The following is a 17,262-nucleotide window of genomic DNA, read 5'->3' on the forward strand; positions in this document are numbered from 1 at the left end:
ATATAAATTGGATACGCTGTCCGCCTTGCTTAGCCTACTAGCTGTAGTACTTTGGCTCGCTTTCCTTGTCTCCAAACTATATATTGATCGACTATATCTAATATCTACTTTTACTGTATTAACTTATAAAGATTTTTATCTTTATTTATATCGATAAAACTAATAGCAGCAATCCGGTACAATTTAACTACTATAACCTCGATCCTATTGTCTTATGTAATGAAACGTTTCGTTTTATTAATTGTTTTTTAAGTCCGCCTTCTAAATGGACATAGTAAGTCCAAAAAAAATAGGGATGATCAACAGATTTTGTTAACCATCCCTATTTGGACGTTCAGTACACAGCACAAAATATTTAGGGCTTTAGCAGATAAGGATTAAATGTTCACTATTCATTAGCTTCCGTAGGCTTCGCTTTTGCCATTTTTTTAATGCTAAAGCGCTCATGCATTCTCGCATAAAACTGCGCAAGGTTTTCGCCATGGGCAGTAGGATCTACTTTTAATGCTTTGCCAAAGTCCAAGCCTAGATATAGCACGATATCTGCAAAGCTCAGTTGATCCCCGACCAAATAGTCATGACCTTCTAGGCTGGTTTCAAAGTATGCCAAAGCTTTGACCGCACGAGCGATGGATGGTGCTACAAATTCAGAGACTTGCTCAACACGTTGTGCCTTTGATGGATGGCTGTGTTGAAAGGCCAACATCAAGTTATAAAGCACTTCAAACTCCGCAATACGGCGCATCGAACAGACTTGTGCACGCTGAACCACATCATTGCCCATCACTGAGCGCTCACCATAAACGCGGTCAAGGTATTCACAAACCGCCTGCGAATCATTGAGCACTGTGCCATCATCTAGGGTTAAAACTGGCACTGTCTGCATGGGATTTATCTTAGTAAAAGCCTCTGACATCTGTTCCTTGGCAGCAAAATCAATGTCTACCACATCGATATCATCCATATCATCGACATCGATACCTTTTGAGGCAAGTAATATAAGGGCTTTTCGAGGGTTGGGTGCAGTACGAGTTATATATAGTTTTTTCATGGCAAATTCCTTTTAAGTATCATTTCCGAAAAGAACGATAACGGTAAATTTTTATGACTATCGTTGTATCATCAAAGCGCAGAAGCTTGTTATTGCTCGCTTAGCACAGTGACTATTGGTTTTTATCATAGCAAAACCTTGTCGCTGCTTGTGATATGAATGGTAAAAAACCCCATAACAGTAAGTTATAGGGTTTTTATTTTTTAAGCAATTGCAAAAACGCTCACTTTATTTATTAGGTGCTGGCGTGGTGCGCAAATAAGGCTTAATTTCTGTATGACCTTTAGGATAATTGGCTGCGATGTCTTCATTCTTTACGCTTGGTGGAATGATAACATCATCGCCGTCCTTCCAATCGACCGGCGTAGCGACGTTATATTTATCAGACAACTGCATGGCGTCAATGACTCGTACAATCTCGTCAAAGTTACGGCCACAGCTGGCTGGATAGGTTAAGGTCAAGCGTACCTTTTTGTTAGGGTCGATGATAAAGACACTTCTAACCGTCGCTGTATTATCCGCATTGGGGTGAATCATGTCATAAAGATTGGCTACTGTGCGATCAGAGTCTGCAATGATAGGAAAGTTGACAGCAGTTCCTTGAGTCTCTTCAATATCGCTAACCCAGCCTTTGTGATCTTCTAAGCCATCAACTGATAAAGCGATCGCCTTTACATTGCGCTTTTGAAACTCGCCGCCTAATGCCGCAGTACGACCAAGCTCAGTGGTACATACTGGCGTATAGTCTGCAGGATGCGAAAAGAAAACGACCCAGCTGTCGCCTGCCCAATCGTAAAAATTGATATCGCCTTCTGTGGTTGTGGCGTCAAAATTCGGTGCGCTGTCACCTAAACGTAAATGTGCCATGCTTAATTCCTTAACTATCGTTAGTGATGAGCGCTAGTATCTAAAAGCTAATATTAAAAGGTTAGCATCTAAAGAAGGTCATGCGCTCTATTATTATCATTGACGTGTAGCGCTATAAAAATAACGGAGTACCCGTCAGGAAATCCTATTTCATCTTAACAAACTGGTTATGAATGTCTTGTGACGGATTGTAATGCGCTTATGCCATTTAGGTCTAAACGCATAAGCTCCGATGAAACCTGCATCTATACCACCATCCCAGAGTCCCATAAACAAAACTCGCCAAATTTACCACGTTTGCTGGTACCACCAGCCGCACGGCCAGTATCCGTCAATACCAACTCGCCTTCTTGCTCTATTAGATAGCCTGCGGCAAGGAGCTTATCGTTTAACTCTTGCGTCTTAAAGCCCAACTCTTTCGCCAGCTTCGCCGTCGTCAGCTTAGAATAATTAGGCGTTGCCGCTTCTGTAGCGTTACTGGCAACTGAGTCTGTGCTTACCTTGCCAGCACTAGATAGCATACTGGACGTATTTCTCGACCCATTCTTAGAATCTTTATTAGCGCCATTATTAGAGCCGTTGTTAAGGGCGCTCTTGTTATCGCTATCATGTACTTTTTCAAGGGACATGCGCACTTCATCACTGATACGAATAATGCGCTGCGCTTCCTCATAAGTATCAGCATATAATTTGGCATCTTCATTACGATAAATAAGCACCCCCATCTCATTATTATTCACTTGGCTAAACTCATAGAGATTGAGGCTGGTAATGATGCATTCATTTTCATTAAGGTAGCATTTGGCATGCAAGTTTTTGCAAAAGCTAGTACGAATAAAGGTCAGGTTTTTTAGCCAATTAATCTCTTCTGGATGTAAATCATTTTTGCCATAGACAATACGGATATCGATTTTGAGACGATTACGGTCTTCTAACAGCTCTTTAATACGCTCATTTAACTTTAAGTAGGGGCTAATAATAATCAATCTGTCAGACGCATTTTTAATCAATTCTTCTAGATGATACGTCGTCCCGCTGCTATTTAAAAATTTTGCCATGATTGCACCCTCACACCTTACGATTAAAATTTACACTTATACCATTCACAAAAACTTGAGTAGTAAGGAAAACGCATGCCAGTACTACATTTATTAGACTAAGCAAGTTTGACAAAACTAATCGTATTTTTTGGGTTTGGTATTATCCACAAAAAAGCCCATCCCTAGCGTACTAGAAATGGGCCAGCTTGCAAACTACTTTTGTTTAGTATTGTCTCAAATAAACGCTAGTAGCGCTAATCGCAATAAATTAAGCCGGTTTATAGCTGTCACGTAAGCTGACGATTTGATTAAAGACAGGCTGGTCACTGCTGTGCTCTTCGCTATCAGAGATAAAATAGCCTTCACGCTCAAACTGAAAGCGTGTGCCAGCATCCGCATTGACCAATGATGGCTCAACCACGGCATTTAGCTTGGTCAACGAGTTAGGATTCAATGCTTGATGCACGTCAGCGACGCTACTCGGATCTTCGACACTGAATAGCTGCTCGTATAAGCGCACGGTGGCTGGAACCCCTTGGCTGGCCGATACCCAATGAATCACACCTTTGACCTTACGACCTTCAGGGTTATTGCCTAGCGTTGCCGGATCAATCGTTGCTTTTAGCTCAACGACATTGCCTGCATCATCTAGCACATGCTCAGTCACAGCCAAGACATAGGTATTACGCAGACGGATTTCTGGTTTTTCCGGTGATAGACGCTTATAACCTGCTGGCGGCTCAATCTCGTAGTCGCCTTGATCGATATAAAGCGTCTCGGTAAACGGAATCTCACGCTCACCCATATCAACATTAGGATGGTTTGGCTGCGTCAGCCATAAGGTTTGCGTCTCAGCGTCAAAACGCGCATTGACGCTATCTGCTTTGAGCGTTTCCCACTGACTGACCGCATCGCTAAAGTTGGTTATCGTCACTTTTAATGGCTTAAGCACCGCCATACCGCGTGCTGTCGTATTGTCTAATGACTGACGAATACTAAACTCTAGCAGACGCATATCGGTCACACCATCCGCTTTGGAGATACCAACGCGATCACAGAAATCACGCAAGCCCTCAGGCGTATAGCCACGGCGACGCATACCAGCGACGGTCGGCATACGCGGATCATCCCAGCCATCGACGATACCTTCATCGACCAATTGCTTGAGCTTACGTTTACTGGTCAACGTATGGTCGACATTGAGGCGTGAGAACTCATACTGATGCGGTGGTTGCTCGAAGCCGATTTTATTGACGATCCAATCATAAAACGGACGATGATCTTCAAACTCTAGCGTACATAACGAATGGGTAATGCCTTCTAGCGCATCTGACAACGGATGGGCAAAATCATACATAGGATAGATGCACCATTTATCACCGGTCTGATGATGTTCTTGATGCATCACACGATAGATAATGGGGTCGCGCATGTTCATATTGGCATCAGACATGTCAATTTTGGCACGCAATACCGCTTTGCCGTCTTCGAACTTACCGTGTTTCATGTCTTCGAACAACTTTAAGTTGTCTGCGACACTGGCATCACGCTGTGGTGACGGTTTGCCGGCTTCATTAAATGAGCCACGATTATCGCGGATTTGCTCTGGAGTTTGTAAGTCGACATACGCATCACCCTGCTCAATCAATTGTACCGCCCACGCATACAACTGGTCAAAGTAGCTAGAAGCATGTAGCGCCTCGCCTGCCCAGTCAAAGCCCAACCACTGCACATCGTTTTTGATATTGTCGATGTAATCTTGTTTTTCTGCGGTTGGATTGGTGTCGTCGTAGCGCAAATGACAGATGCCACCAAACTCTTTAGCGACGCCAAAGTTTAGACAGATAGATTTAACGTGACCCAAGTGCAAGTAGCCGTTTGGCTCAGGCGGAAAACGGGTTACAATCTGCTGGTATTTTTGCGCATTGACATCGTCACGAATGATATTACGAATAAAGTCGTTTTTTTGTTCATCTTTCTGTACATTGTTGTTTGAGTGCTCACTCATCGGGCATTGCTCCTAACGCAAATTGTCCATTCATGCCGCGTGCCATCACGCCCCATGAAAAATTAAACCAAGCTGTTAAGACTAACCAATAAAATCAAATAGTTAGCATTAAGGTATTAAAAATAAATGGTCAAAAACTCAGTTATTAAAATTGGGGTGTCAAAATTAACGTATTGACACTGGCGTTCAAAAACCATTAAAAAGGGAAAGTTGCGTTATTCTATCAGCTTTTGCAAATGCATTAACAGCCTGATACATGACAGACGACAAAAAAGCCGTTAGACTAACGCTAACTTTTAACCACCAACTTTTTATCCACCACTTAACAGCGTCATTTTAGGCGCTGCAATCAAAAAGGATTATCCCATGGTAGACATGCCACCAGTAGTAGAACTTGACACCAGTATGGGTGCGATCGTTATCGAACTCAACGAAGAAAAAGCACCAAAAACGGTAGAGAACTTTTTAAACTATGTAAAGTCTGGTCATTATGACGGCACGATTTTTCATCGCATTATTGATGGCTTTATGATTCAAGGCGGCGGAATGGACGCCGAAATGAATGAAAAAGCAACCAACGCACCCGTTGAAAACGAAGCGGACAATGGTCTAAAAAACGACAAAGGTACGATTGCGATGGCGCGTACGCAAGATCCGCATTCAGCAACCAGCCAGTTTTTCGTTAACGTAAAAGACAACGATTTCCTAAACCACTCTGGCAAAAACATGCAAGGTTGGGGCTATACCGTATTTGGTAAAGTAACCAGTGGTATGGACGTCATCGAAAAAATGCGCGGCGTACCAACGGGTCGTTTCGGCATGCATGCTGACGTACCAAAAGAGCCAGTCATTATCAATTCAGCGACTATTGTCTCTGAATAAGTTGTTTCTGAATAAGCAACTTGAATGAGTACATTTTTAATAATCTATAGTGAAACAAATATGAATCTAGTACAAGGAAGACAAGCGAAAATTGTACGACTAGTACAGTAAGCGAGTCTGACGCCATAATAGGTTTATATTTGGTTTACTACATTAGGATAAGGATAAATGCAAAGTTTTGACCACCTAATTACCACCCGCCCTCATAGCGTGCGGCAAGTATTGATTAGCGATTTGCATTTATCACCGGAAGAGCCTGCCTTAGTGCAGGCTTTTTTGGCGCTGCTCGATGATTGCCTTGCTCTGCCTGCGTTAAAACGTTTGTTTATCTTAGGCGATTGGTTTGAGGTTTGGCTGGGTGATGATGTTTATTTGTCCTTATCAGAAGATGAGCGTCAAACCCATTGGCTCACACCATTAATTGTCAAATTAAAAAAACTACGGATCGCAGGTTGCGAGATTTTAGTCATGCATGGTAATCGTGATTTTTTATTGGGTCAGCCGTTTTGTAATTTATTTGGCGGTGAGCTGATTAACGAGCCTTATCTTTTAACGGTTGGGCAACAAAGTTACCGATTAGAGCATGGCGACGCGCTATGTACTGATGATAAGAAATATCAGTTTTTTCGCAAAGTGATGCGTAACCCGTTAATCCAGTGGTATTTGCTGAATAAACCGCTAAAAAAACGCTTGGCTATCGCCGAGAACATGCGTAAAAAAAGTCAAAAAAATAACGCCAATAAAGCGGCGCGTATTATGGACGTTAATGAAAAATCAGTGGCACTAGCAGTTAATAATCATGATGCGCTATTACACGGACATACTCATCGTCCAGATATTCATCAGACGGCTAATGACAAAATCCGTTACGTTCTTGGTGATTGGCGCTTGCTCGACGAAGACAAACGTCAACCCAAAGTCGTGGTGGTCGTTGGCGCAATTACGACAGAAGGTGAAGATTCAGCAAGCAACCATTCTAAAGGTAACAATACTGAATTTGGCTTGTTTGAATTTAAATATTCAGTGTAGAGTTCGCCTCATTAAGTACCTTTCATTTAAAAGAAAAAGGGTCTGTTGCATAAGTAACAGACCCTTTTTTATAGCTTTTCACATTTCACATTCTGCGAACCGTTATTCTGCTCACCATTATCCTAAGGCATGAGTTTAAAGAAATGCTGACGATAATGTTTTAGCTCACGGATAGAATCGCGAATATCGTCTAAGGCTAAATGACTGCCACCTTTTTCAAAATTTCTGAGAATATCAGGACGCCAGCGAAAGCACAGCTCTTTAATCGATGAGACATCCAGGTTGCGATAGTGGAAAAATCGCTCAAGCTCTGGCATTTGACGCGCCATAAAGCGGCGATCTTGGCAGATTGAGTTACCACACATGGGCGACTTACCACTATCGACCCATTTATTAAGGAACTTAATGGTTTCAGCTTCTGCTTCTGCCAAGGTCACGGTACTACGGCGTACACGGTCAACCAAGCCTGATTGGCCATGTTGCTTGGTATTCCAGTCATCCATTTTATTTAACACTTGATCCGATACCTTGATCGCAAACACAGGCCCTTCGGCAAGGACATTGAGATCCTCATCCGTCACCACGGTAGCAATCTCGATGATTTCATCGTTGATGGTATCAAGTCCGGTCATTTCTAGGTCAATCCATACCAACCCTTTTTTACCTTGATTTTTGATTTTGATTTTATTGGGATGGTCGCCGGTAGTCATAAAATATCCTATGGTCAATAAAGTTTGAGACAGTTTTGCAGCTGAGACAATTTTGTAGCAATGTTACTTAAATAAATCATCAATAGCTGGCAATGTGCAAATGACATGGCGATGCGCCTATTAGCTCGTAACGCCTAAAAAAACTCAAACATTACAAAACCACTGTCTGGCACAAGCGCTTTAGGCTGTATGTTAGCAAATTTTCACGCTACACTTAGCAATATTTTTTTAATAGGTCACACTCCCATGGCATTAATCCGGCAACGCAAGCTGACTAAACAACAGATTCGTCGCATCGACAAACAACAGCTGGACAGTCAAGACAGCATCGATGACAGTTTGATGGATGGCGTGGTCATGGCGCATTATGGTAAGCAATTAGAAGTACAAGTGACCAGCTTGCCCGCTGTCATTCCAGTGCAGCCGGAGGTTGCGCCTGACGACCCTGAGCCGTTTTGGCAGGAGCTGGGGCTAGGCGATATTTGGCGTTGTCACGTACGTACCAACTTGCCGATGTTGGCCGCTGGTGACCACGTACGCTGGAACGCCGACCCTAACACTGGCTTTGGACGTATCGAATCCGTCAAACCGCGCACCTCGCTGGTTTCGCGTCCTGACCGTTATCATAAGCTCAAACCCGTCGCTGCCAATGTCGATATTCTCGCCATTGTGTTTGCGCCGCTACCTGCTGCTGCACCGACCCTCATTGATCGCTATTTGGTCGTTTGTCATCATGCGGGTGTAAGACCTCTACTCGTCCTTAATAAAGCTGATTTACTGGCGCAAGAAAACGGCGTCGATACTAGTGAATTATTGGCGCAATATGCGGCGCTTGGTTATGAAAGTGTATTGACCTCTGTTGACTGCCCAGAAAATATTGCTGATAGCGATGAGCAAGAAGGGTTAGATGAGCTAAAGCGCTACATCGATAAAAAATTGGTGATTTTTGCGGGTCAGTCTGGTGTCGGTAAAAGCAGCTTAATCAATGCGCTATTACCAGCCTCTGGGCAAATCGTCAATATCATCTCGGAGAACTCAAAGCTTGGTCAACATACCACCACTACGAGCCGCTTGTTACCCTTCCAGCCCGAAGATTTAACCCAAGGCGGAATCGTTGATACCCCAGGTATTCGCGAATATGGCATTTGGCATTTGACGCCAGATGATATCATTTCAGGCTTTGTGGAGCTTGCGCCACTGGCAGGTGATTGCCAGTTCCGTGATTGTCGGCACACTCACAACAGCAAAGGCTGCGCGTTATGGCAAGCGGTCTCTGATGGTGAAGTGTTGCAGCGCCGCGTTGAGAACTTGGTCACGTTAAGAGAAGAAGCGGACACTAAGCCTTATTAAGCATTGTCTTACTCATACATTGTCTTATTAAGCGCTGAACCCTAGGTTGAGCATCACACGTTTACTATAGATGGCCTTATCGGTATAATAGCGCCTTGTTCGCAATCGTTAGGCTGTCTTCTCAGCTTAATAGAACACTTATTTTTGGAGGTATGTTTTGGATCGTGCGCTAGAATTTGTGGGCAACCACCCGTTTTTATTTGGCATATTGGCCGTACTTGCCGTACTGTTCTTTGCCATCGAAAACAAACGTAGCGGTAAGAAAATATCGCCCAATAGCCTTGGGATGATGGTGAACTCGCAAAACGCGCAGCTTATCGATATTCGCGCCAAAAAGAAGTTTGAGACCGGTTATATCCAAGGCAGCCGCAACATACCTTTTACTGACCTCAAAGACCGCATCGAAGAGATTCGTGCAATTGAGCAGCCAGTCATCATCATTTGCGATATGGGCGTGCAAGCAGGCGCAGCCATCCAAATGATTGGCAAAGACAGTGTTTACCGCTTAGAAGGCGGTGTGGGCGGTTGGCAAAGTGCTGGCATGCCATTGGTCGGTGTAAAAGATGCCAAGTCTAAAAATAAAGGCAAGGCAAAACCGAGCTTGCATAAGTAGTTTGCATAACTTGCTTAAAATTACTGAATTAAATAGCTTGTTTAGCCTACGCGCTCGTTCTCACTGCTAGCAGCGCAAAATTCGAAAAAAGACACTTCTTTATTGGGTGTCTTTTTTTGTGTGGCATTTATGCTACTTTCACAGCTTTTGGACTGGACTGGATTGGCTTGAATTTATCCTACCCATCCCCACTTTATAATGAGCATACGCAATTACATTTGCCATTTACTCGTTGGTGACGGATTATAATATTTTTTATAACATGAGTGTTTATAATAAAACTGTCGCCAAAAACCAATAAATAAGGATTTACCATGACTGTATCTGTTAAAGTTTACACCACCCCTATCTGCCCTTACTGCTCAAACGCCAAACAACTACTAAAATCTAAAGGCGTTGATTACGAAGAAGTCGGCATGCATGACATCAGCAGCGAAGAACGCCAAGCGCTAATGAAAAAAACCAATAACTACCGCACTGTGCCACAGATTTTCGTCGGTGACACTTTCGTCGGTGGGTTTGATGAGCTGAATCAAATGAATCAACAGGGCAAACTTGACGAGCTATTAGCAGGTTAATCTGCTAACTTTGCTGACGGTCTCTCTTTACCTGTGCTATCTTTACGTTGGTGAAAACCACCTGTGTCAGAATCGCAGGTGCAAATACCGCATGTATAACGTGCATAAAGAGAGACAATGGCAAATAAAAAATATTGGTAAAAAACATCGAGATCATATCGAAATAACTTCAAAATAACTTCGAAACATAGTCTCGATTTATATTACAATTATTGTTTGCCCACTCATTTGATTAACTTTTAGAGGAATTATCATGGCTGAAGAACAAGCACAACCACAATTGGCACTAGAGCGCATCTATGTCAAAGACATGTCACTTGAAGTACCAGGCGCAGGCGTATTCACCAAAGAGTGGAACCCTGAGCTTGATATCAATCTATCAAGCAATGCTGAAAAGCTAGACGACGATCATTATCAAGTGATTTTGACCGTTAGCGTTACTGCAAAAAATGCAGAAGAAGCGGCATTTATCGCTGAGGTGCATCAAGCGGGTATTTTCTTGCTAAAAGACATTCCAGAAGATCAAATCGGTCAAATCCTAGGTGCATACTGTCCGAACGTGCTATTCCCATATGCTCGTGAAGTCATCAGTGACATCGTGACACGTGGTAGCTTCCCGCAATTGCTACTAGCCCCTGTCAACTTTGACCAAGCTTACGCACAGAGCCAACAGCAAGCGCAAATCGATGCTGAAGGTAACGCATAAGTTTTAGCTTGATGACGTATTGATATAGCAGTATCTAAAAGTCGTTTACTTATAATGAGTAAGCGGCTTTTTTATGTTTAAGATATAATTAGTTTTTAGTCATCACTTTATTAATTTTCTAAAGGTAAGACTGATTCTGCCGGACTGAGTGTCACTTTTAGGAATCGAGTGTAACCACTCTTTTTGAATACTATCATTCATATATATTAACGTTCCATTCGTAAGATGAAAAGACTCCGTAATATTTTCAAAATATTTGTGCTTAAAGAGCATATCTCGAGCCACCCCCCAACGACAAAATAGCGACACCTGTTCCATCAGCTAACTGACTCGTATCGTCTGAATGAAAGCCCATCTTGCTACTACCATCTAGGTAATAATTTACTAAGCAATTATTCGGTAAATAACCAACTACCCCTGCTATGATCAAAGCTATCTCTTGAATAATCTTTGGCATTTTTTTCTCATCATAACTCATTCCTGAATAATGATAAGAAAGACCAAAGCTTTCTGTATACCTAGAAGTCATTTGCTTATTCCAAATTACGGTCTCTTTTAATATTAAAAAGACTTCAGATGCAAAGGATGGCTTTATGAGATCAGGATGAAATATGATATTTAGTGTTGGTTTATCCATGTCACATCTGTTCCATTAACAATAGCTTGACGATTTATATTTAACTATACACTGGTTATTTTATCTCGCGCTACGCAAATATTGACTAAAAGCTATGACTTTCAAATAAAAAAACCCCGACTATTCAAAGTCGAGGTCTCTTTTATATAAATAGACTACATATCGAGGATATTTTAGCCTTTTAGCGCAGACAAAATCTGCTGCTTCACATCATCAATGCCTTGAGTACCATCAAACTTATCATACTTAGGCGCATCAGCGCCTTTGCTGGCTTTGTCTTGATAGAAACCAACGAGCGCTGATGTCTGCTCATGATACGTCGCTAAGCGATCACGAATGGTCGACTCTTTGTCATCTTCACGCTGGATAAGCGCTTCGCCAGTCACGTCGTCGATACCCTCGACCTTTGGTGGATTGTGATCGACATGATAGACGCGACCTGAGCCTGGATGTTGGCGGCGACCAGATAGGCGCTTGACGATTTCGTCATCAGGGACACTGATTTCGATCACATGATCAATCGCGACGTCTGCATCAGCAAGCGCTTGGGCTTGCGGAATCGTACGTGGAAAACCATCCAAGATACAACCATTCGCGCAATCAGGCTTAGCGATACGTTCTTTCACTAGGTTAATGATGAGATCGTCAGAAACCAAACCACCAGCATTCATAATGTCTTTGGCTTGTTTGCCAAGCTCACTACCTTCTTTGATTGCTGCACGCAGCATATCACCCGTTGAGATCTGCGGAATATCATATTCTTTAGAGATAAACTGGGCTTGGGTACCTTTACCGGCGCCTGGTGGACCTAGCAAAATAATACGCATCATTACACGATTCTCCTTAATAATTGGGATTTTGGGACAAATAAAACTCAGGGATTGGTTGATTGCAAAGCTACCTTACCTTGTGGCTTTACAAAGCTCAAGTATTTTCAGTATTACAGCGATAAGTTGCCATGACTTAGCTGTTCAAATAATGCTATTGCGCGCTGCTCGGATGGGCAACAGCGCTGGTATCAAAAGTAAAAAACATAGAAATAAAGATTAAGGAACCTGTTGATTAATGTCGACATTGACCTGATTTTGCTCAGCGCTAATCACCACAGGATTACCTGATAAATCGCCGGACTCGGCGACTGCATTACCGCTGTGACTAATACGGGCAATGACGGCCAGCTGTACCTTGTCCGCACGGGCAGATTTTAGTGTCCGTGTCGGCATCATGGCATCGAGATCGCTTAGACTGATATTAACCTCACCTTGCTTAATCACGCTAATTGGCAAACGCTTAGCAGCAAACGGCGGACCACCTTTGACATCGCGTATCGCTACAAACAAGACATCATCGGCTTTGACCAACGGTAACAAGCTAGTATTGATGGTTATTGTAACGTCAATACCTTCAGACGCTTGTTGTTGCTGAGCGCTCACATTGGCACTCAGCTCATCCAAGCTGGCCAGCGCTTGCGTATGATCCCCTGGCTTTGCTGAAATGCTAGCGCGCAGACGCGTAATCCAGCCTTGTGCTTGATCAAAGTTACTACTGCGTGCCTCACCCATTGCCATGAGCATTTGCGCGCCTTCATGCTGTGGATTTTTGGCCAGCACTCCTTCTAGAACGCGGCGGCTATTAGCATCTAATTGCCCTTTATTAGCAAAAAAGCTAATCTGCGCATAGGTCGTCGCAATCTCTTCATTATCGGGCGCTAAGCGATAGGCACGCGACAAAGCCTCTAGTGCAGAATCTGTCGCTTCTAGTGATAAGAACAGCTCGGACAAGCGCATCCAGCGATTATAATCATCAGCATGGCGATAGACGTTGGTCTGCATAGCGCTAATCAACTGTTGACCATCTTCGATGGCCCAAGCTGGCGGCTGGTCAATCCTACCTGCCAATAAATCATCAGCAACTTGACCGACTTTATCCTCGGCCGCCCACAGCTCAAATACAGGCGTGCGATCACCGACCATCAGATACGCCATCGCTGCCAACACTGGCACCCAGACTACAATGATTAACCTGCTTTTGATACCGGGCGCAATCATCGGCGTCACTACGCGCTGCGCATCTAAAAGCTGACGTTCAAGCTCAAGCTTTTGGGATTGATAATGACTATCATCAATCGTACCAGTATCCTTATCAGTTTTTAGCTCTGCTAGACGAGCGCGAAAGACAGCGATATTAATATCGAGTAGCTGATTGTCCACGGGCTTATCTGTTGCGCGTGAGGCTCTTAACCACGGCATTATGGTGATAAAACCAAGAACTAAAGCGATAAGTAAGCTTAGGGCAATAAATAAGCCAACAGTAGAAAATAGGGTCATTTTTTGTCCTCGATGCTGGTGATGTCATGATCTGTTCTATTGACGCTATCTTTGCTATCAGCACGTGATAACAGGCGATCAAGTTCAGCTTGTTCTGCTACCGTCAATGCAGCAGCGCCATTATTTACCGTCACGCCGCTTTGACCACTAGCAACACGCTGATGGCGCTTGCTTCGCCAAAACCAACCAACTATTAAAAGCACGAGTAATAATGGTGGAAAAAACCATAGTATCCACGTTGAGGGACGGACAGGCGGTTTATAACTGATGAAGTCGCCATAACGCTCCTGCATATAACTGCGAATCTCGGTATCACTCCGACCATCTTTGACCATATTGTAGGTTTTTTGCTTTAAATCTTGGGCAATAGGCGCATCAGAACCTGCAAGGTTTTGATTTTGGCATTTTGGACAACGAAACTCTTCAATGAGACCTCGATACTGAGCTTCTTGTTGTATAGAGTCAAAGTCGTAAACATCGATGGCGGCATAAGCGCTCATACTTATGCCCATGTTTATAGTCATACCAAGGCTTATACTTAGCAAACACGCAAATATGAAGCTAGCCAATGCTGTGGTCAGAGTTTTCATGTGCTTTGTCGGCATAGTCATTGTCTTTATAGTCATTATAGGCATCGTTATCATTTGCACGCCTCCCTGACCTGATTGGGGTCGGGACTGACATCGCGTTTATTGGCTTCGTTGAGTACCATGAGACAAGGCGTGATACGACTTTGCCAATTACTCTCATTAATCTCACCGATAATATGCTGACGAATAACCCCTTCACCATCGACCACGAAAGTCTCAGGTGCTCCCGTCAAACCTAAGTCTAACGCAAACTGACCCGACAAATCCTGAATAGACATCGAGAAGGGATCGCCGCCGCGGTTAAGATATCCTAGCGCATCCCCGATGTCATCTTTGTAATTGACGCCAACCAAATTGACGCCGCGCTCTTCTAACTGCATTAAAAAAGGATGCTCGATAATACAAGTGGGACACCAAGAGCCCCAAATATTCATCAAAAACGGCTGATCAGGCAGATTGTCGTTGGTCATAATACGACTGGTATCTGACAATAACGGCAGCTCAAATGCAGGCACCGGACGCTCAAGAGCAGTATTGGTGACGATTTCAGTCGGCTGGCCCAAACGCATATAGAGCATAACCACAAAGCCTGCAAAAACGATGAGCGGAATCAGAAACCATATCTTTAGCTGCTTTTTATTGATGGTCTTATTAGCATTTTGGTTAGAGGTGTTGTTTGACGTACTCATACTAATTGTCCCCCATCTTTACTGCCGGTGCTTCCACATCTGCTACAGTCACAAAGCCTGCTGAATCCATCGCATTTTGGCTGACAGTCTTAGGCTTTTTGATGCGATAACGCTTGTCTAGCATACTTAGCAATCCACCTAGAGCCATGATAATAGCACCAAGCCATATCCAACGAATCAACGGCTTCACATAGATACGTACCGCCCATTGGTTGCTGTCTTCAGCAATTGGTTCGCCAAGTGCGACATAGACATCACGCATGAGACTGGCATCAATTGCCGCCTCAGTCATCGGCATCATACTCACCACGTAAGTACGCTTTTCAGGATACAAGGTAGTCACTGCGCGACCGTCTTTGGTCACCTCCACTTCCGCTTGCATACCATCGAAGTTACTGCCTCTGACTTCATGAAAATCCTTTACAGTAAAGTCATAACCTTGCACATGCACGCTATCATTTTCGCCCAATGCCACATCACGCTCGATGCTTAGGCTACTAGTGAAGGCGATGCCGATAACCGCTATCAACACACCAATATGTGCCGTTTGCTGACCCCAGTAGCTCAAACGCAATTGACCCAAGCCTTTAAAAAAGCTCGGTGCATTTTTGGTTTTGTCTTTAAAGTCGACGACCATCCAGAACAATACCCAAAAACTAACGGCCAAAGTGACACCAATATTGAGCATAGAAGACGGGTGGACAAAGTAAGTAATAATCGCTGCCAATACTAAGCTGCTAACAGCTATGACCATACCAACGCCAAGTAATGGGCGCTTGTCTTTTTTCCAGCGGATATTAGAGCCCATACCCATCGCAATCAATAACAACCACGTTAAGGGGACAAATAGCGCATTAAAGTAAGGAGGGCCTACCGATACTTGACCCAAATTAAAGGAATCAGCAATGATAGGATATAGCGTACCCAGCAAGACCACTAAGGTAGCAATCAGAATAATGACGTTATTGATGACTAAGAATGACTCACGCGAGATAAGCTGGTACTGACTCTCGACCGTCAAACGCCAACCGCGCACTGCGAACATCAACAGGCCGCCACCAATAATAACCCCTAAGATAGCTAAGATGACTAAGCCACGAGTTGGATCAGCGGCGAACGAATGCACCGAAGTGATAACGCCAGAGCGTACTAGGAACGTGCCAAGTAAGCTCAGCGCAAAGGCAAAAATCGCCAGCATAATCGTCCATGCCTTAAAGACACCACGCTTTTCGGTCACTGCCAACGAATGTAATAATGCCAAACCGGCAAGCCATGGCATCAGTGACGCGTTCTCTACTGGATCCCAAAACCACCAACCGCCCCAGCCAAGCTCGTAATAGGCCCACCAAGAACCCAGCGCGATACCAATGGTTAAGAAACCCCAAGCAGCGAGTGCCCATGGACGCGACCAACGCGTCCAAACGGCATCCAAGCGCCCTTCCCATAATGCTGCCATACAAAACGCAAACGGCACGACCATGCCCACATAGCCCATATATAGCATCGGCGGATGAATAATCAGACCGAAATCTTGTAGAACAGGGTTCAGATCCGCGCCATCGACAGGCAGGTTTGGCAAAGTACGATCAAACGGCGACGAGGTAAAGATTAACATCGCCAGCATCATCATCTGTACGCCAGCCAATATCACCAATACCCGCGCACGCATCGACAGCGGCAGACCACGGCTAAAATATGACACCAAGGCACACCAAGTGGCCATGATGGTCATCCATAACAATAACGAACCTTCATGCCCGCCCCACGTTGCTGATAGCTTATAGTACCAAGGCAACAAGGTATTAGAATGCTGGGTGACGTAGACCAAGCTAAAGTCATTGTAATAAAAGCCGGCCATCAAAGCGCCAAATGAGGTAATCATGGCAGCAAACTGTGCCCATGCCAAACTTGGTGCCAAACGCTGCCAAGCAACGTGATCACGCATGACGCCAATAGTTGGCAACACCACTTGCAAAATCGCCAATATAAAGGCGGCCAGCAAGGCAAAATAACCCAATTCTGTGATTAACATATGGTCTAACCTTGTTTACCTTGGATACTATCTAAGAGTCGCCGATGGCATTTATTAGCCACTGGCGAACGCTATATAGTCCTTAATGCGGTCATAGTTTACGGTTACAAACAGAGGTTTTAATCGCTATAGAAGCCCATAAAACCCGCTACT

Annotated in this window: 18 protein-coding genes; 6 read left to right on the forward strand and 12 right to left on the reverse strand. The window is 44.0% G+C overall.

From position 1 onward, the window contains the following. Positions 1-388 precede the first annotated feature (388 nt). The 4 genes from AAEY79_RS08700 to AAEY79_RS08715 all read right to left on the reverse strand — a co-directional run bounded on the left by AAEY79_RS08700 (position 389) and on the right by AAEY79_RS08715 (position 4,966). Complete coding sequence (locus AAEY79_RS08700; RefSeq protein ID WP_201584352.1) at positions 389-1,051, reverse strand: glutathione S-transferase family protein; 663 nt, start codon at positions 1,049-1,051, stop codon at positions 389-391. Positions 1,052-1,279: 228 nt separating this feature from the next. Then, on the reverse strand, positions 1,280-1,918 hold the full coding sequence (locus AAEY79_RS08705) for a peroxiredoxin (protein ID WP_201566862.1): 639 nt from the start codon (positions 1,916-1,918) through the stop codon (positions 1,280-1,282). A 245-nt stretch (positions 1,919-2,163) separates the two neighbouring features. Continuing rightward, entirely contained in the window at positions 2,164-2,976 is an 813-nt protein-coding gene (locus tag AAEY79_RS08710) for a phospholipase D family protein (RefSeq protein ID WP_173239851.1), read from the reverse strand. 250 nt (positions 2,977-3,226) lie between these two features. Continuing rightward, on the reverse strand, positions 3,227-4,966 hold the full coding sequence (locus AAEY79_RS08715) for a glutamine--tRNA ligase/YqeY domain fusion protein (protein WP_201566864.1): 1,740 nt from the start codon (positions 4,964-4,966) through the stop codon (positions 3,227-3,229). A gap of 366 nt (positions 4,967-5,332) precedes the next feature. Between AAEY79_RS08715 and AAEY79_RS08720 the strand changes: the two genes are divergently transcribed. After that, positions 5,333-5,848 carry a peptidylprolyl isomerase gene (locus tag AAEY79_RS08720; protein ID WP_025652817.1) on the forward strand — a complete coding sequence of 172 codons (516 nt, stop codon included), beginning with the start codon at positions 5,333-5,335 and terminating at the stop codon, positions 5,846-5,848. A 168-nt stretch (positions 5,849-6,016) separates the two neighbouring features. Beyond that, positions 6,017-6,877, forward strand: coding sequence for a UDP-2,3-diacylglucosamine diphosphatase (locus AAEY79_RS08725; protein ID WP_201566866.1), 861 nt, complete (start codon positions 6,017-6,019; stop codon positions 6,875-6,877). Between the two features lie 122 nt (positions 6,878-6,999). Here the strand turns inward: AAEY79_RS08725 and orn are convergent, their stop codons facing one another. Next, positions 7,000-7,587, reverse strand: coding sequence for an oligoribonuclease (gene orn, locus AAEY79_RS08730; protein WP_025652815.1), 588 nt, complete (start codon positions 7,585-7,587; stop codon positions 7,000-7,002). Between the two features lie 246 nt (positions 7,588-7,833). Here orn and rsgA point away from each other — a divergent pair, with 246 nt between their 5' ends. From rsgA to secB, 4 genes are all read left to right on the forward strand, one after another. Next, positions 7,834-8,937, forward strand: a complete 1,104-nt coding sequence (gene rsgA, locus AAEY79_RS08735) for a ribosome small subunit-dependent GTPase A (protein WP_201576528.1) — start codon at positions 7,834-7,836, stop codon at positions 8,935-8,937. A 157-nt stretch (positions 8,938-9,094) separates the two neighbouring features. After that, on the forward strand, positions 9,095-9,550 hold the full coding sequence (locus AAEY79_RS08740) for a rhodanese-like domain-containing protein (RefSeq protein WP_025652813.1): 456 nt from the start codon (positions 9,095-9,097) through the stop codon (positions 9,548-9,550). Positions 9,551-9,864: 314 nt separating this feature from the next. Beyond that, a complete protein-coding gene (grxC, locus tag AAEY79_RS08745) occupies positions 9,865-10,128 on the forward strand; it encodes a glutaredoxin 3 (RefSeq protein ID WP_025652812.1) in 264 nt (87 codons plus the stop codon). 253 nt (positions 10,129-10,381) lie between these two features. Then, positions 10,382-10,834, forward strand: a complete 453-nt coding sequence (secB, locus tag AAEY79_RS08750) for a protein-export chaperone SecB (protein WP_025652811.1) — start codon at positions 10,382-10,384, stop codon at positions 10,832-10,834. 102 nt (positions 10,835-10,936) lie between these two features. On the opposite strand, the gene AAEY79_RS08755 is transcribed toward secB, so the two are convergent. The 7 genes from AAEY79_RS08755 to AAEY79_RS08785 form a co-directional block, all read right to left on the reverse strand. Continuing rightward, positions 10,937-11,152 carry an alpha-ketoglutarate-dependent dioxygenase AlkB gene (locus tag AAEY79_RS08755; protein ID WP_352288037.1) on the reverse strand — a complete coding sequence of 72 codons (216 nt, stop codon included), beginning with the start codon at positions 11,150-11,152 and terminating at the stop codon, positions 10,937-10,939. Then, positions 11,097-11,471 (reverse strand): alpha-ketoglutarate-dependent dioxygenase AlkB, encoded by a 375-nt coding sequence (locus tag AAEY79_RS08760; protein ID WP_101211448.1) that lies wholly within the window; start codon positions 11,469-11,471, stop codon positions 11,097-11,099. The genes AAEY79_RS08755 and AAEY79_RS08760 overlap by 56 nt, the downstream gene beginning before the upstream one ends. Before the next feature lie 173 nt (positions 11,472-11,644). Then, positions 11,645-12,301 carry an adenylate kinase gene (adk, locus tag AAEY79_RS08765; RefSeq protein WP_101211447.1) on the reverse strand — a complete coding sequence of 219 codons (657 nt, stop codon included), beginning with the start codon at positions 12,299-12,301 and terminating at the stop codon, positions 11,645-11,647. Between the two features lie 216 nt (positions 12,302-12,517). Next, positions 12,518-13,798: a c-type cytochrome biogenesis protein CcmI gene (gene ccmI / locus AAEY79_RS08770; RefSeq protein ID WP_352288040.1), complete on the reverse strand. Its 1,281-nt coding sequence runs from the start codon at positions 13,796-13,798 to the stop codon at positions 12,518-12,520. Continuing rightward, on the reverse strand, positions 13,795-14,298 hold the full coding sequence (locus tag AAEY79_RS08775) for a cytochrome c-type biogenesis protein (RefSeq protein WP_374190022.1): 504 nt from the start codon (positions 14,296-14,298) through the stop codon (positions 13,795-13,797). Before AAEY79_RS08775 ends, ccmI begins: the two co-directional genes overlap by 4 nt. Before the next feature lie 140 nt (positions 14,299-14,438). Next, positions 14,439-15,077 carry a DsbE family thiol:disulfide interchange protein gene (locus tag AAEY79_RS08780; RefSeq protein WP_352288043.1) on the reverse strand — a complete coding sequence of 213 codons (639 nt, stop codon included), beginning with the start codon at positions 15,075-15,077 and terminating at the stop codon, positions 14,439-14,441. 1 nt (position 15,078) lies between these two features. Further along, complete coding sequence (locus tag AAEY79_RS08785) at positions 15,079-17,109, reverse strand: heme lyase CcmF/NrfE family subunit (protein WP_352288046.1); 2,031 nt, start codon at positions 17,107-17,109, stop codon at positions 15,079-15,081. Between the last annotated feature and the right edge of the window lie 153 nt (positions 17,110-17,262).

This window comes from Psychrobacter sp. GW64-MNA-CIBAN-0177 (genome assembly GCF_040309585.1).
In the GTDB taxonomy this organism is placed as follows: Bacteria; Pseudomonadota; Gammaproteobacteria; order Pseudomonadales; family Moraxellaceae; genus Psychrobacter; species Psychrobacter okhotskensis.